The organism is Ruegeria alba, assembly GCF_022321465.1.
Lineage (GTDB): Bacteria > Pseudomonadota > Alphaproteobacteria > Rhodobacterales > Rhodobacteraceae > Ruegeria_B > Ruegeria_B alba.
On sequence record NZ_JAKOEM010000008.1, the window covers coordinates 139009 to 154623 of the forward strand.

14 protein-coding genes and 1 pseudogene are annotated in these 15615 nt (G+C 61.6%); 13 read left to right on the forward strand and 2 right to left on the reverse strand.

The annotated features are described in order from the left end of the window. The first annotated feature begins 155 nt into the window (after nucleotides 1-155). The 13 genes from MB818_RS11400 to pdeM all read left to right on the forward strand — a co-directional run bounded on the left by MB818_RS11400 (nucleotide 156) and on the right by pdeM (nucleotide 14511). Nucleotides 156-1562: a type II and III secretion system protein family protein gene (locus MB818_RS11400; RefSeq protein WP_234139744.1), complete on the forward strand. Its 1407-nt coding sequence runs from the start codon at nucleotides 156-158 to the stop codon at nucleotides 1560-1562. A 16-nt stretch (nucleotides 1563-1578) separates the two neighbouring features. After that, nucleotides 1579-2205, forward strand: a complete 627-nt coding sequence (locus tag MB818_RS11405; protein ID WP_234139610.1) for an OmpA family protein — start codon at nucleotides 1579-1581, stop codon at nucleotides 2203-2205. A 183-nt stretch (nucleotides 2206-2388) separates the two neighbouring features. Further along, a complete protein-coding gene (locus MB818_RS11410; RefSeq protein ID WP_238905141.1) occupies nucleotides 2389-3627 on the forward strand; it encodes a CpaE/TadZ family protein in 1239 nt (412 codons plus the stop codon). 24 nt (nucleotides 3628-3651) lie between these two features. Beyond that, entirely contained in the window at nucleotides 3652-5091 is a 1440-nt protein-coding gene (locus MB818_RS11415; RefSeq protein WP_234139608.1) for a TadA family conjugal transfer-associated ATPase, read from the forward strand. A gap of 11 nt (nucleotides 5092-5102) precedes the next feature. Further along, nucleotides 5103-6071 (forward strand): type II secretion system F family protein, encoded by a 969-nt coding sequence (locus tag MB818_RS11420; protein WP_234139607.1) that lies wholly within the window; start codon nucleotides 5103-5105, stop codon nucleotides 6069-6071. 10 nt (nucleotides 6072-6081) lie between these two features. Further along, nucleotides 6082-7062, forward strand: coding sequence for a type II secretion system F family protein (locus MB818_RS11425; protein ID WP_234139606.1), 981 nt, complete (start codon nucleotides 6082-6084; stop codon nucleotides 7060-7062). A gap of 4 nt (nucleotides 7063-7066) precedes the next feature. Next, complete coding sequence (locus MB818_RS11430) at nucleotides 7067-7657, forward strand: tetratricopeptide repeat protein (protein WP_234216877.1); 591 nt, start codon at nucleotides 7067-7069, stop codon at nucleotides 7655-7657. Nucleotides 7658-7686: 29 nt separating this feature from the next. Beyond that, nucleotides 7687-8535 carry a tetratricopeptide repeat protein gene (locus tag MB818_RS11435; RefSeq protein ID WP_238905142.1) on the forward strand — a complete coding sequence of 283 codons (849 nt, stop codon included), beginning with the start codon at nucleotides 7687-7689 and terminating at the stop codon, nucleotides 8533-8535. Nucleotides 8536-8539: 4 nt separating this feature from the next. After that, nucleotides 8540-9085 (forward strand): prepilin peptidase, encoded by a 546-nt coding sequence (locus MB818_RS11440; protein WP_234139603.1) that lies wholly within the window; start codon nucleotides 8540-8542, stop codon nucleotides 9083-9085. A gap of 118 nt (nucleotides 9086-9203) precedes the next feature. Further along, entirely contained in the window at nucleotides 9204-10511 is a 1308-nt protein-coding gene (locus MB818_RS11445) for a DUF8689 domain-containing protein (protein WP_234165896.1), read from the forward strand. Continuing rightward, nucleotides 10508-11317: an NAD(P)-dependent oxidoreductase gene (locus MB818_RS11450; RefSeq protein WP_255700095.1), complete on the forward strand. Its 810-nt coding sequence runs from the start codon at nucleotides 10508-10510 to the stop codon at nucleotides 11315-11317. Before MB818_RS11445 ends, MB818_RS11450 begins: the two co-directional genes overlap by 4 nt. A gap of 81 nt (nucleotides 11318-11398) precedes the next feature. After that, the gene (locus MB818_RS11455) at nucleotides 11399-13807 is read left to right on the forward strand and encodes a ligase-associated DNA damage response DEXH box helicase (protein ID WP_238905147.1); all 2409 of its coding nucleotides are present in this window, start codon (nucleotides 11399-11401) and stop codon (nucleotides 13805-13807) included. A gap of 41 nt (nucleotides 13808-13848) precedes the next feature. Further along, nucleotides 13849-14511 carry a ligase-associated DNA damage response endonuclease PdeM gene (gene pdeM, locus MB818_RS11460; protein WP_238905149.1) on the forward strand — a complete coding sequence of 221 codons (663 nt, stop codon included), beginning with the start codon at nucleotides 13849-13851 and terminating at the stop codon, nucleotides 14509-14511. 8 nt (nucleotides 14512-14519) lie between these two features. Here pdeM and MB818_RS22065 read toward each other — a convergent pair whose 3' ends face one another. Both MB818_RS22065 and MB818_RS11470 read right to left on the reverse strand, forming a co-directional pair. After that, entirely contained in the window at nucleotides 14520-15197 is a 678-nt protein-coding gene (locus MB818_RS22065; protein ID WP_238905151.1) for a LytTR family DNA-binding domain-containing protein, read from the reverse strand. Between the two features lie 325 nt (nucleotides 15198-15522). After that, nucleotides 15523-15615 (reverse strand): annotated as a pseudogene (locus MB818_RS11470) (bifunctional methylenetetrahydrofolate dehydrogenase/methenyltetrahydrofolate cyclohydrolase); the annotation flags it as partial.

The window sequence follows — 15615 nt, forward strand, 5'->3', positions numbered from 1 at the left end:
AATGGGCGCGGTCCTTTTGCCTTGTTGCGCAATACACACATTAACGAGGGGCCGAAAAGCAATGATTCTTGCAAAAAAGAGCCAAGTCGCGCAGACTGATAAAAATATCGGGCAAAAAGACCCGGCTCAGAGGCGTGATCGGAAAGGCAGGTCACATGAAAATTGAAGGTTTGATCAAAGCGGCCCTGACGGGGCTCGCAATTGCGTGCAGCCCAGTTGCCGGCCTGTCGCAGGCTCAGGACCTGCGCGTGGTCAAACAAGGGACCGCAGAAACCCTTGATGTTCCGATGAACCGGGCCATCGTCGTCGAAAGCGAAACGCCCTTTGCCGAGCTTTCGATTGCCAATGCCGGCATCGCCGATATCTCATCACTTTCCGACCGTACCATTTATGTCCTAGGTAAATCGCCGGGCCTGACCACGCTCAGCCTGTTTGATGCGGGTGGGCGCCTGATCACTAACGTGAATGTGCGCGTCTCGTTCGATGTAGCAGAGTTCAAGGAACGCCTGAAACAGATCCTGCCCAACGAAAAGATCGAGGTTCGCACCGCCAATGACGGCATCGTGCTATCGGGCACCGCGTCGAGCACGGCACGCCTGCAAAGAGCACTGGACCTAGCCGAACGCTACGCGCCCGAGCGAGTGTCGAACCTGATGAGTGTCGCCGGTGTGCAGCAGGTCATGCTGAAAGTACGCTTTGCAGAGATGCAACGCTCGGTCTCGAAATCTCTGAGCGCCTCGCTTGGTGTCAGCGGTGGCAACGCTATCGGCGGCCTGAACACACTTAATAACCAGCCCGCTTTGACCAATGCCATCACTGGCAACATACCGGTTCTGAACGATAATGCTGGCGCAATTCTCTTTGGTTTCAGCGCGGGGTCGACACAGGTTCGACTGCTTCTCGAGGCGCTGGAGCGCAAGGGTGTCGTCCGCACCCTGGCCGAGCCCAATCTTTCGGCACTCTCCGGGCAAGAGGCCAAGTTCCTTGCCGGTGGCGAATATCCGATCCCGGTGGCCCAGCGCGATGGGCTCTTTACCGTCGAATACAAGCCATTCGGCGTCGAGATGGCATTCATCCCCCGCGTGGTCGATGGCGATCTGATCAATCTGGAGCTTCTGGCAGCAGTTTCGTCGCTCGACCCCAATAACTCGATCACGGTTAACGGCTTCGAGATTGCCGCCTTCCAGCGACGCGAGACCTCGACAACTGTCGAACTAAAGGACGGCGAAAGCTTTGCCATTGCTGGTTTGATCGAAGACGAGTTCCTTGACAATAACTCGCAATTACCCTGGATCGGCGACGTACCGGTGCTTGGCGCCCTGTTCCGCAGTGCGAACTACCAGCGCTCGCAGACGGAACTGGTGATCATCATCACCGCCCATCTGGTTTCGCCTACTCGTGGCGAGGCATTGGCGCTGCCGACCGATCGGGTCAAACCGCCCACCGAGAGCGACCTGTTCTTGCGCGGCAAGACATCCCGGACCGAGCGTGCCCGTAGCGGCGCTGCCTCCGAGGTCGCGCGACAGGATTTCAGCGGCTCTTATGGCTATGTCTTGGAGTGATCAGGGGATGGGACCGATGCGGAACTGGATGATATGCCTGGGGCTGACCGGAACACTCGCCTCCTGCGGCCTTGAAGCCGGCTATCAGGTCGACTCTGGGACGTTCGGCAATGCGACTCTGAACAATACCCAGATGATGAACGGCGAGCGCAGCTATGCGCAGGTCCTGGCGGACCGGTTTGCCCGCGAGGTTCCGACCCAGATCAATTTTGCCTTTGACAGCGCTGAGCTGGACGCAACCGCTCAGCAGGTGCTGACATTGCAGGCCGATTGGATCCGGCAATTCCCCGAGGTGCGCTTCCGGGTTTATGGCCATACCGACGCGGTCGGTTCCTCGGGCTATAACAAGAGCTTGGGCATGCGTCGCGCGCGCGCGGTCGTGTCCTTCTTTGCCAGCCGCGGCATCAGCCGTTCGCGGCTCGAGGCGGTTGTCTCCTACGGTGAAACCCAGCCTCTAGTCCCCACCAGCGAGCGCGAGCGCCGCAACCGGCGCACCGTCACCCAGGTGTCAGGCTTTGTCGATGGCCACCAGAACCTGCTGGACGGCAAATATGCCCAGGTGGTCTATCGCGAATACATCAAGAGTGCCGAGCCCAAGACTACGGTCGAGATCGAAACCTCTTCCAGCGCCTTCGAACAATAAGTGGAATCGGGCGGCATCGTCGCCCGATTCCCTACAATTGGTTCTTTTCGGCCCAAATCTCGCCCAACTTACCCGCGACATTGCTTCCAATAGGTGACGTGCGACCAGATTCCCGGTCGCACGCGGGCGAAGGCAGACCGGACACCGTCTCGTTGCCTCGCCCCCGTAAAGAGGAAAGAGGCAATGAGCAGCGCAATGCCACAACCCGAAACGACGCCGATCCTGGCCTGTACCGTCAGCCGGGACGTGCAGAACTTCGACCTTCTGATTGAGGACATGGAAGCCGCGATGGGCGAAAGCTGGGGTGACCTGGGTTTTGCCGAGGCGCTGGCCTTCTTCAGCCAGCCGGAATCCGACTCTCTCGAATTCATCGCCCTCGCGATTGACTCGGATGACGAGGACAACCTTGTCCTGATGGGCGAAATCATCACACAGGCCAAGACGCGTGGCATCAAGATCATTCTGATCGCCGAGGACGTCACCCCCGCTTCGCTGCATCAACTGCTGCGAAAGGGGGCCGACGAGTTTGTGCCCTACCCTCTGCCCGAGCGCGAGTTGCAATCAGCCATCGACCGGCTGAACAAGCCCGAGCCAGAGCAGGCCCAGACCCATCACAACACCGCGAGCCTGAACAAGGGCGCTGCCCGCGAGGGGGCATTGATCGTTGTGCACGGCCTGGCAGGGGGTACTGGGTCTACCACCATGGCAGTCAACCTCGCTTGGGAACTGGCCAGCATCGGCGGCGAGGATGCTCCCAGCGTCTGCCTGCTGGACCTCGACCTGCAATACGGTTCGGTCTCAACCTACTTGGATCTGCCCCGCCGCGAGGCGGTGTTCGAGATGCTTTCGGAAACCGAAAGCATGGACGAAGAGGTATTCGGTCAGGCCCTGCTCAGCTTCGAGGACAAGTTGCAGGTGCTCACCGCGCCCTCGGACATGGTGCCGCTTGACATTCTGACACCCGAGGACATCCAGCGGGTGATCGAGATGGCCCGTGCGCATTTCGACTATGTCATCGTCGACATGCCCAAGACACTGGTGCAATGGTCCGAGACGATCCTGCAGGCCGCACATGTCTATTTCGCGATGATCGAGCTGGACATGCGCTCGGCCCAGAACGCTCTGCGGATGAAGCGCGCGCTGCAATCCGAGGACCTGCCCTTCAACAAATTGCGCTTTGCCCTGAATAAGGCGCCGAAATTCACCGATCTCAGCGGCAAGAGCCGGGTCAAACGGATGGGGGAATCTCTTGGTATCTCGATCGACCTGCAACTGCCCGATGGTGGCAAACAGGTCACTCAGGGCGCCGATCACGGTCTACCGCTGGCAACCTCGGCGCCCAAGAATCCACTACGCCGCGAAATCGCGAAACTGGCACAATCGCTGCACGAATTGGGGCGCAGCGACGCCAAGGCAGCCTGAACACCATAGACGAGGGGGTCGATCGTGTTTTCAAGATATAAAAAGACCGACAAGGCAATGCCAGTGGCCGCCTTGGCCGCAAAGAAAGCCGAGGCGCCTGCCGCAAAGGCTGAGCCCGCACCCTCGGCCAGCCTGCGCAAACCGGCTCAGAAGCAGGCCGCAGAGGCGGCCCCGCAGGACCGCGACCGCAAGCGCAAGGAACGGTTGAGCGAGCTCAAGATTGAACTGCACCGCGACCTTCTGGAAAACCTTAATCTTGCGGCGCTGGAACATGCCGCCGAGGCGGAACTGCGCGCTGAGATTACCGCCATCACCAGCGAGATACTAGAAAACAAAGGCGTGGTACTGAACCGCGAGGACCGCATGCAGCTCAATAAGGAGCTGTATGACGAGGTCACCGGTCTGGGACCGTTGGAAACCCTACTTCAGGACGATACGGTCAACGATATCCTGGTGAACGGGCCGCAGCAGATTTTTGTCGAACGTTCGGGCAAGCTGCAACTGACCGACATCACATTCAAAGACGAACGCCACCTGCTTCGGATCATCGACAAGATCGTCAGCGCGGTCGGCCGGCGCGTCGATGAATCGAACCCCTATGTCGACGCCCGTCTGGCCGACGGCTCGCGTTTCAACGCGATGGTGCCGCCGATTGCGGTTGACGGTTCGCTGGTGTCGATCCGGAAGTTCAAGAAGGACAAACTGGGCATCGACGACCTGGTTCAATTCGGTGCATTTACCGAAGAGATGGCCGCGTATCTCCAGGCCGCTGTCGCCACCCGGCTGAACGTGATCGTTTCGGGCGGCACCGGTTCGGGCAAAACCACGACGCTGAACGCGCTGTCGAGCTTCATCGACAATGCCGAACGCATCCTGACGATCGAAGACACTGCTGAACTCCAGCTGCAACAAACCCATGTGGGCCGAATGGAAAGCCGCCCGCCAAACGTCGAGGGTAAGGGCGAGGTTTCTCCCCGCGATTGTCTGAAGAACGCGCTTCGGATGCGCCCCGACCGCATCATCGTCGGCGAGACCCGCGGCGAGGAAGTCATCGACATGCTCCAGGCCATGAACACCGGCCATGACGGTTCGATGACCACGATCCACGCGAACAGCGCCCGTGACGGTGTCAGCCGTCTGGAGAACATGATCGCCATGGCCGGGATCGAGATGCCGATCAAGGCCGTGCGCAGCCAGATCGCCAGCGCCGTCAACCTGATCGTGCAGGCCAGCCGTCTTCAGGACGGCAGCCGCCGTATGACCTCGATCACCGAGATCACGGGGATGGAGGGCGACGTCATCTCGATGCAGGAAATCTTCCGCTATCAGCGGGTGGGCCTGACCCCCGACAACAAGATCATTGGCCATTTCACCGCCACCGGCGTGCGCAGCCATTTCTCGGAGCGCTTCCGGATGTGGGGCTATGATCTGCCGCCGTCGATCTATGAACCGACCACGATGTAAGGATCAAGACCATGCAACTCAGTGCAGAACCGATCATCTACGGCCTGATCTTTGTCGGGGTCCTGGTGCTGGTCGAAGGGCTCTATCTCGTCGCTTTCGGGAAATCCATCAGCCTCAACAGCCGGGTGAACCGCCGGCTCGAGATGCTGGACAAGGGCGCCGGCCGCGAACAGGTGCTGGAGCAGCTCCGCAAGGAGATGCAGCAGCACATGAAGTCGAAGTCGATCCCGCTCTATTCGCTGCTGGCGGAAAAGGCGCAGAAAGCGGCCATCGCATTTACCCCCCGACAGCTGATCATGATCATGGCGCTGTTGGCGGGCATCGCCTTTGTCGGGCTCAGCATTGGCACCCAGACAGAGGTCAAACTGCGCGCCGCTATCTCGGTCGCCATCGGTATCGCCGCAGTCTATCTCTGGGTGAACCAGAAGGCCAAGAAACGGCTGAGCATGATCGAAGAGCAGCTCCCTGACTCGGTCGAACTGATGGTGCGCTCGCTCAGGGTCGGGCATCCGCTGGTCTCGGCCATCCAGATCGTGGCCAAGGAATCCGAAGATCCGATCGCCACCGAATTCGGCATCATCGCCGACGAAGCCGCCTATGGTCGCGAGGTGGGCGAGGCACTCAAGGAAATGGCCGAGCGGCTGGATATGCAGGATCTGCGCTTCCTCTCGGTGGCGGTGACCATCCAGCAGCAATCGGGTGGCAACCTGGCAGAGGTTCTTGCCGGCCTGGCCAAGGTGATCCGCGCCCGCTTCCGTCTATTCCGCCGCGTCAAAGCGATCACCGCCGAGGCGCAGTGGTCGGGCAAGTTCCTGTCAGCATTCCCGCTGGTGGCGCTGATGGTCATCCTGGTGAACGACCCGGGCTATTACGACGGGGTGATGGATCACCCGCTGTTCATCCCCGCCTGTTTCGTCGTCGGCGTGTTGCTGACCGCCAACCTGTTCGTCATGCGCATGCTGACCAATATCAAGGTCTGAGGAGGACATCATGGAATTTCTGAACCAGATCAACGACTTTCTGACAGGTCACCTGGGAGAGTTCGGCCCCCTGATCGTGGTTGGCGTGCTGGGCCTGTTCATGGTCCTGTTGGCCGTCCCACTGCTGATGAACCAACCCGAGGACCCGCTGAAAAAACTCAAGCGGGACATGAACCCCAAGACAGTCGCAAAACCGAAGAAAGATCAACTGCGTCAGAGCGGGCGCAACGAACAGCTGCAACGCTTTGCCTCTTTCCTGGAACCGCAGGATGCCGACCAACTGTCGGCGATGCAGCTGAAGCTGCGCCAGGCCGGGTATCAATCCAAGGACGCGGTTCGCTTCTTTCACTTTGCCCAGATGGCGTTGGGCCTGGTGGGCCTTCTACTGGGTGTGCTCTATGTCACCGTCATCGAGGCGGACAAGGACCTGGACGCCCAGGGGATGCTTCTGCGGGTTCTCGGACCCGGTGCCGCAGCCTATTTCTTGCCGCGCTACTGGATCACCCGTCGCGTCGATACCCGAAAGGAGAACATCACCCGCGCGTTTCCGGATGCGCTGGACATGTTGCTTGTCTGCGTCGAAGCAGGCCAGTCGCTGGACCAATCCATCGTCCGCGTGGCCAAGGAATTACGGGCATCTTATCCCGATCTGGCAGACGAATTCGAAGTCGTCGCCCATGAAATGAAGGCGGGCAAGGAAAAGGACAAGGTACTGCGCGATATGGGTACTCGTTGCGGTGTGATCGATGTGTCCTCTTTCGTCACCGTGATGATCCAGTCCGCCCAATTCGGCACCTCTATTGCCGAAGCGCTGCGTGTCTACGCCGGAGAAATGCGCGACAAGCGGGTGATGCGCGCCGAAGAGGCCGCAAACAAGTTGCCAACCAAAATGACCCTTGCCACAATGATGCTGACGGTTCCGCCATTGCTGATCATCCTTGTTGGCCCATCGGCAAAGGGTATCATGGAACTTGGCAACATGAGCAAATGACGACATGACATCATCGGCTGTGCCGGCCCGACGGCCAAAGCCTGCGCTCGCATGGGCCATCGTCACCGCGGTGACGGTGGCATCTTGCACGAAAGGCGACGAAAATACACTACCCGACAACCCCTTCCCGCCCGGTGTGGATCACCGCAAACAGGCGGTGAGCGGTGTCGAAGTGGGCCAGCGCCTGATGGCCGCCGGCGAATACGAACTGGCGCTTGACGCCTTTACCCGCGCCGCGCTGGACGAGGGAATGACCACGGAAATCCTTACGGGCCTGGGCACTGCAAATCTGGGCCTGGGGCGGCTGGGGCAGTCTGAATCCATGCTGCGCCGCGCTGTTGAAGAAGCCCCTGACTGGCCCGAAGCCTGGAATAATCTGGGCGTTCTACTGATGGAAAAGGGCGAGATCGCCGAGGCGACCGCCGTGTTCCGCAAGGCATATGCATTGGACAATGGCGAAAGTGACTCAATCCGAAACAATCTGCGGATTGCGCTCGCAAAATCTGAAAATCCTGCTATTGATATTGAACAAAAAGAAGAATTCAAATTGGTGCAGCGGGGACAAGGTGATTTCCTGATCCGCAAGACACCATAGAGGGCAAGAGCAGCAAGAAGGACGCAAAAATGCGCCACTTTATCCTGGTTCCGGTCATGCTGGCAGGTGGCCTGACCCTATCGGCTTGTTCCGACAACGCGGATGAAACCGTCGAGCGTGCGTTTCAGGACGTGAATGTCGTCGACGAAACCAATCTGAACGACGTGATGCTGACCGTGGCCGACCCCAACGAGGCGGTTGACTACTTCCAGCGTGCCGCAAAGGACAATCCTGACCGGGTCGACCTGCAACGTGGACTGGCCAAGTCGCTAACCCGCGCCAACCGCAACACCGAGGCCGTCGCCGCCTGGAACCGCGTCGTCAAGATGGACGGCGCCATCCCGGACGACGCGGTCGATCTGGCCGATGCGCTGATCCGCAACAACGAGTGGGATCGGGCAGAGCAGGTGCTGGACGGAGTGCCGCCCACCCACGAGACCTTCAAACGCTACCGGCTCGAGGCGATGGTGGCGGATTCCAATCAGGAATGGAAAAACGCCGATACCTTTTACGAAATCGCCGTTGGCCTCACCACCCGGCCTGCCGGCGTGATGAATAACTGGGGCTATTCCAAATTGACCCGCGGCGATTTCGCCGAGGCTGAGCGCCTGTTCGGCGACGCTATCCGTCAGGACGACAACCTTTTTACCGCCAAGAACAACTTGGTTCTGGCCCGCAGTGCCCAACGCAACTATACGCTGCCCGTGGTCCCGATGACCCAGATCGAGCGCGCTCAGTTGCTGCACACCATGGCGCTGTCGGCGGTCAAACAGGGCGACGTCACTACCGGCAAGGCACTGCTGCGCGAGGCAATCGACACCCATCCGCAACATTTCGAAGACGCGGTACGCTCGCTCCGGGCGCTGGAGATCGGCTGATCTCATGGCCCTTCCTGCCTATGCCGCGCTGTGGTTTTTACCCTTCGCGCTGCCGATCTGCCTCTATGTCGCTTATACCGACTTGGCCGAACTGAAGATCCGCAACCACGCGGTCATGGCACTGGCCGGGGTTTTTGTGGCGGTGGGACTGATCGCATATCCGCCCTTTACCAGCGAATGGGCATCGGGCCGTATCGGCCCGATACCGATGGCCCTGCCCACCTATGCCTGGCAATTGCTGCATCTGCCGCTGATCCTGCTGGTCGGGATAGGGTTTAACGCAGCGGGCGCCATGGGTGCGGGCGATGCCAAGTTCCTGGCAGCGGCCGCGCCCTTTGTCTGGACCGCCGATCTGATCCTTGCCATGGCGATCCTCGCCGCCAGCCTACTGGGTGCCTTTGCCACCCACCGCATCGCCAAATACAGCGGGCTAAGGCGCTTTGCACCCGACTGGAAAAGCTGGGACAGCGGCAAGAAGTTCCCCATGGGCCTGGCGCTGGGCCTCTGGCTGGTCACCTATTTGGCGCTTGGTATCGCACGGGGCAGCTAAGCGCGGCTGACCCATCAATCACCGCCCCGGCGCCCTTGTGATGCCACATTGTTGCATCACTTTCGGCACCAAGCGGGACACCCGCAGACATGTCACCAGAACCACTGCAGGCACACCGATGAATATGCAACCCACCGCCGTGATCGCCCCGCCCGCACCAAAGGGCATCGCCGAGATGCAACTGCCCATCGTCATGATGCGGGACATTCTGTTGAAGACCGTGTTCCGCAAGAATGTGGAAACCGCCCGCGAAGTTGCCGAGGCCATCTGTCTGCCGCTTTCGGTCACGCAGGAACTGATCGACATGTCCCGCGGCCAGAAACTGCTCGAGGCGACCGGGACTCTCAACGCCAACAGCGGCAACGAGATGGGCTATCAGCTGACCGATGCGGGCAAGTCGCGCGCGCTCGACGCACTCAGCCAGTCTGAATATTTCGGCGCCATGCCGGTCCCGCTCGAGGTTTATCGCGAGCAGGTGAAACGCCAGTCGATCCGCAACATCCAGGTCACCCGCGACCAACTGGTGCGCGCGATGGGTCATCTGGTGCTGCCCGACAGCCTGCTGGGGCATCTCGGCCCCGCCGTCAGCGCCGGCCGCTCGATCCTGATGTATGGCCCGCCCGGCAACGGCAAATCCTCGATCTCGAACGGCATCCGCGACGCCCTGGGTGACAATGTCTATGTGCCGCGCGCCATCGAGTATTCCGGCCAGGTCATCACCGTCTATGACCCGATCGTGCACACCGCCGTGGAACAGGAGCCCGACGACCCGACCCAACTGCGCCGCCGCGCCCGGTTCGACAGCCGTTATGTGATGTGCGAACGCCCTACCGTGATCACCGGGGGCGAGCTGTCGCTGTCGATGCTCGACCTGGTCTACAACCCCACTGCGCGCACCTATCAGGCGCCCTTGCAGCTGAAATCCACCGGCGGCATCTTCATCATCGACGACCTTGGCCGCCAGGCCGAACCGCCGCAGGCGATCATCAACCGCTGGATCGTGCCGCTGGAAGAGGGCAAGGACATTCTGGGCCTGCAATCGGGCGAGAAATTCGAAGTCCCCTTTGACACCCTGGTGATTTTCTCGACCAACTTTCACCCCAACGAGATCTTTGACCAGGCGGCGCTGCGCCGGATCTTCTTCAAGATCAAGATCGACGGCCCGAACCAGGAAAACTTCCTGAAAATCTTCGCCATGGTCGCCCGCAAGAAGGGCGTGCCGCTGGATGAAAAGGCGCTGGTGCATCTGCTCAAGGTGAAATACCCGACCATCGACAACATCTATGCCAATTATCAGCCGGTCTTCCTGATCGACCAGATGATCGCCATCTGCGAGTTCGAAGGCATCCCCTATCAGATGAGCCCCGACCTGATCGACCGCGCCTGGGCCAACATGTTCGTCAAGGACGAGAAGATCGTGAAATGATCGGGGTCGCGGGCTGTGGCCGCATGGGTGCGCCGATGCTGGCCGCCCTGCGACGCGCGGGGTTCCCGGCGAAAGGTTTCGACATTCGACCACCCAGCGATTTTGCAGGTAAAGATCACGGGATTACCGATGATATCGCAGTATTTTCGCAAGGCTTGAAGACACTTATCTCTGTCGTCCGAGATATTGCGCAAACTGAGCAGGTATTGTTCACAGATCAGAAACTCATTCACGCAAAACACCTCGATTGTGTCATCCTCTGCTCCACCCTGTCGCCCCGCTATGTGCGCGCGCTGCGGGCTAGGGTGCCGGACCATATCGCCCTGATCGACGCCCCCATGTCCGGGGCCCAGGTCGCGGCCGAGGAGGCGCGGCTCTCTTTCATGCTGGGCGGCGCCCCCGCCGATCTGGATGCGGCACAACCGCTCTTCGACGCGATGGGCAGCCATTTCCACCGTATGGGCCCCTATGGCTCGGGCATGCAGGCCAAGGTGCTCAACAACCTGCTCGCCGCCGCCAATACGGCGATGACACGGCTGGTGCTGGACTGGGGCGATGCCGCCGGCCTCGACGAGGCCGCGCTGCTGGCCCTCATCCATACCAGCTCGGGCCAGAACTGGTTTGCCAGCAATTTCGACCAGATCGAATTCTCCCGTGACGGGTTGAGCGAGGACAACACGATCGGCATCCTGGTCAAGGATGTGGAAAGCGCTCTCGACGCCGCGCCGCAGGGCGCCGACACCACCCTGCCCCGCAGCGTCCAGACCGCGATCAGGTCCCTGCGCCCGCGCCCTTCTTCTGTTTGAAAATACCTCGGGGGAGTCGCCCATAGGGCGGCGGGGGCAGCGCCCCCTTCCCTTGCCCAAGGCTGGTGATAAGGTCACCCCATGCCGCAGCTCCCCGCGCTCCTCACCGACTGGTTCACCGCCAAGGGCTGGTCCGTCCATCCCCATCAACAAGCGATGTTTGATCGCGCCGACCGCCCCGCAACCCTGTTGATTGCCCCCACCGGTGGCGGCAAGACCATGGCCGGGTTTCTCCCCACATTGGCCGAGCTGGCAACTGGACAGCATCAGGGCCTGCACACTCTCTATGTCTCTCCGCTCAAGGCTCTGGCCGCCGATATCAAGCGCAACCTGCGCACCCCCGTTGACGAGATCGGCCTGGCCATCCGGATAGAGGATCGCACCGGTGATACCTCCGCCACACAAAAGAAACGACAGCGCGCCGACCCGCCCCATATCCTGTTGACCACGCCGGAAAGCCTCGCGCTCCTGACCTCCTACGAGGATGCGCCGCGCATGTTTGCCGGGCTGCGCCGCGTGGTGGTCGACGAGATCCACGCTCTGGCCGAAAGCAAGCGCGGCGACCAGCTGATGCTGGCGCTGGCGCGGCTGCAAACGCTCTGCCCCGACCTGCGCCGGGTAGGGCTGTCGGCCACGGTCGAGGACCCGGAGGCCATTGCCCGCTTCCTTGCCCGTCACCCCGACCCTTGCGAGATCCTGCTGGCCGATCCCGGCCCCGATCCCGATATCGCCATGCTGGAAACCGAGGAAATGCCTCCCTGGTCCGGCGGTGGCGCGGCCTATGCCATCCCCGCCGTGCTCGATCAGGTCCGGCGGCACAAGACGACGCTCATCTTTCACAACACCCGCGCCCAGGCCGAGATCTTCTTTCACAACCTGTGGCTGGCCAATGACGACGGGCTGCCCATCGGCATCCACCACGGCAGCCTCGACCGGACCCAGCGCGAGCGGGTCGAGGCTGCGATGGTGCGGGGCGAGCTGCGCGCAATCGTCTGCACCGGCAGTCTCGATCTGGGCATCGACTGGGGCGATGTCGATCTGGTGATCCAGATCGGCGCCCCCAAGAACGTCAAGCGGCTGGTGCAGCGGATCGGGCGAGCCAATCACCGCTATAACGCGCCCTCCAAGGCGCTGCTGGTGCCCGCCAACCGGTTCGAGGTGGTCGAATGTATCGCCGCGCTCGAAGCGGTGCGCGCCCATGAACTCGACGGCGAACCGCGCGGCCCCGGCCCGCGCGACGTGCTCTGCCAGCATATCCTGATCGCCGCCTGCTCCGGCCCGTTTGACGCCAATGCACTTTTTGCCGAGATGACCTCGGCGGGGCCTTATGCCGACCTTGCCCGATCCGAATTCGATGCCTGTCTCGAGTTCTGCGCCACCGGCGGCTATGCGCTGCGCGCCTATGACCGCTGGCAGCGCCTGCAACAGCGCCCGGACGGGCAATGGCAATTGCGCGACCCGCGCAGCGCGCAGCGGATCCGCCAGAATATCGGCACCATCCAGGACACCGACACGCTTAAGGTCCGGCTTAGGCGCAATCGCGGCGGCAAGCCACTGGGTGAGATCGAGGAAGGGTTCGCCGCCTCGCTCACCCCCGGCGACACCTTTCTGATCGGCGGCCAGATCGTGCGCTACGAGGGCCTGCGCGAGATGGTGGTCGAGGTCAGCCGCCGCGCCGATAAAAAGCCCAAGATCGCCACCTTCATGGGCACCAAATTCGCCACCTCGACCCAGCTCAGCGCCCGTATCCTTGACCTTTTTGCACAGACCGACTGGCCGCAGCTTCCGCGCCACACCGCCGACTGGCTGGCCCTGCAACGCCAGGTCTCGCGTCTGCCCGAACGCGGGCGGCTGCTGATCGAAAGCTTTCCGCAGGATGGGCGCGAGCATCTCTGCGTCTACGGCTTTGCCGGGCGCAACGCGATGCAGACGCTGGGCCTGTTGCTGACCAAACGGATGGAGGAGACGGGCCTGAACCCGCTGGGCTTTGTCGCCACCGATTACGCGGTGCTGATCTGGGGGCTCGAGGCCACGACCGACCCGGCGCCGCTCTTCGAGATCGACAGCCTGCGCGCCGGGCTGGATCAGTGGCTGGCCGGCAACGCGGTGATGAAACGCACCTTTCGCACCTCGGCCACCATCGCCGGGCTGATCGAGCGCAATCTAGGCGGCCAGCGCAAGACCGGGCGGCAGGCGACCTTCAGCTCGGACATCCTCTATGACACCTTGCTGAAATACGACCCCCATCACCTGATGATGCAGATCACCCGGGCCGAGGCGATGCGCGGACTGGTCGATTTCGGCCGCATCGAAGAGATGATCGCCCGAGTCGGCGACCGGATCGACCTGGTGCGGCTGGACCGGGTAACACCACTTGCCGCGCCGCTGTTTCTGGAGGTCGGCCGGGTGCCGGTGCAGGGCGCCGCCGAAGAGCGGCTCTTGGCCGAGGAAAGTGCCCATCTGCTGGCCGATGCCGGACTGACCGTCTGAAAGGGCTTGCGCAATCCGGCGTCCCGCGCAAAGAACACATCATGAACGGGTACGAATTCACCTTTGCCGGGGAACGGCTCACCGCGCTTGGCTCGGGCGCGCTCTGGTGGCGCGAGCGACGGCTTTTGTGTGTCTCGGACTTGCATCTGGGGAAATCCGAGCGCATCGCCCGGCGCGGCGGCACCCCGTTGCCGCCCTATGAGGTGACCGATACGCTGGACCGTCTGTCCACCGATCTGGCGCGCACCGCGCCCGAGACGGTGATCTGCCTGGGCGACAGTTTCGACGATGCCGAGGCCGCCCGCGCCCTGCCCGAACCCGCGCGACTGCGCATCGCCACGCTCCAGGCCGGGCTGCGCTGGATCTGGATCGAGGGCAACCACGACCCCGGCCCGGTGGCCATTGGCGGCACGCATCTGCGCGAACTGACACATGGACCGCTGCTGTTTCGCCATATCGCGCAAGATGGCGCACAGGGCGAGATCTCGGGCCATTACCACCCAAAGGCGGCGCTGCGCCTGCGCGGGCGCAACCTGACGCGCCCGGCCTTTCTGGTCGACACCGCGCGGATCGTGCTGCCCGCCTATGGAACCTATACCGGCGGGTTGCGCAGCGATGCGCCGGTTCTGGCCCAACTGATGCGGCCCGAGGCGCTGGCGATTGTCACCGGCGCCACCCCGCATGCCGTGCCAATGCCACGCTGAACAGAGGTTCAGATGATCCCCGCGTCCTCCAGTCCAGGGCGATACTTGCGGCTGATCGGGATCAGATCGCCATTGGTCAGGCGCAAATGGGTCTTGCCCCTGCTGCGCTCGACGCTCTCGATCGCCGCTTCGGTCACCCAATGGGACCTGTGGGTACAATGCCCAGCGATCGGAGACATCTCGTCAATGGCGTCTCCGAACCGCGACCGGATCGTGTGAACCCCCTGATCGGTCACCACATCGACACTGTGATCACGGACGGTCAACCGCAGGATCTGCTCGGAAAATCCTTCTGGCAAGCGTTTGTAAATCCGGGGTTGCGGCGGTTTCTCTACCGCGTTCCCCGACAAGACGCCCCGACGCAGGATGATCAGGCCCGAGGCAAAAATAGTCCCGTAGCGCGCCATGCTCCACAGGTCGGGCGATGCGGCGGCAGAAGGTAGCGCCAGAAGCCGGATCAACAGCCACAACGCCGGTGTAAAGAGCAGCGTGACCAGTGCGACAATCATCAGGTCCTTGCCCAAAAGCGCCGCGTCGGGCAAATGCCGCTCGACCAGACGATGGCTCTGGTGCGCGATGCCGCCCGCGACCCCCATGACCAGCAGCCAGAACAGGAACCGCTGGACAAAGGACATGCTGTGCCCGCCGAACGGAGCCGAGATGCTGGCCAGGAGCGATAGAAACACAAAGGCCGGTCCGATCAGACCCCGTTTATCGGCACTCAGAAAGGATCTCAGTGTGGCTATCATGAAGAACTTGCTTGAACTGATCTGACGCGGAACACCGTCATACCGCAATTGGCCCCCTGCGACAAATACCGGGAAGGGTCCATTTTGACAAACTGCGACGCTTTGGCGTCAGGCGGCGCAAGAAAGCAACACCTTAATGTTGTTCAGTAAAGTTAACAGTGCAGCAGAAAACACATTTCGCGCCAAATCCATTTGACGCTCAGAAGCATCAGGGCCACCGGTGCTTGCGCCTCCGGTGGCCCATCGCGTGATCAGAGGATACTCACGGAGTAAGTCCCTTTGGTTCTGTGAGTTTGTTTGCGCGTGTGCAGGCTGTGAGGGTGTTGGCGAGCAGGCAGGCGATGGTCATGGGGCC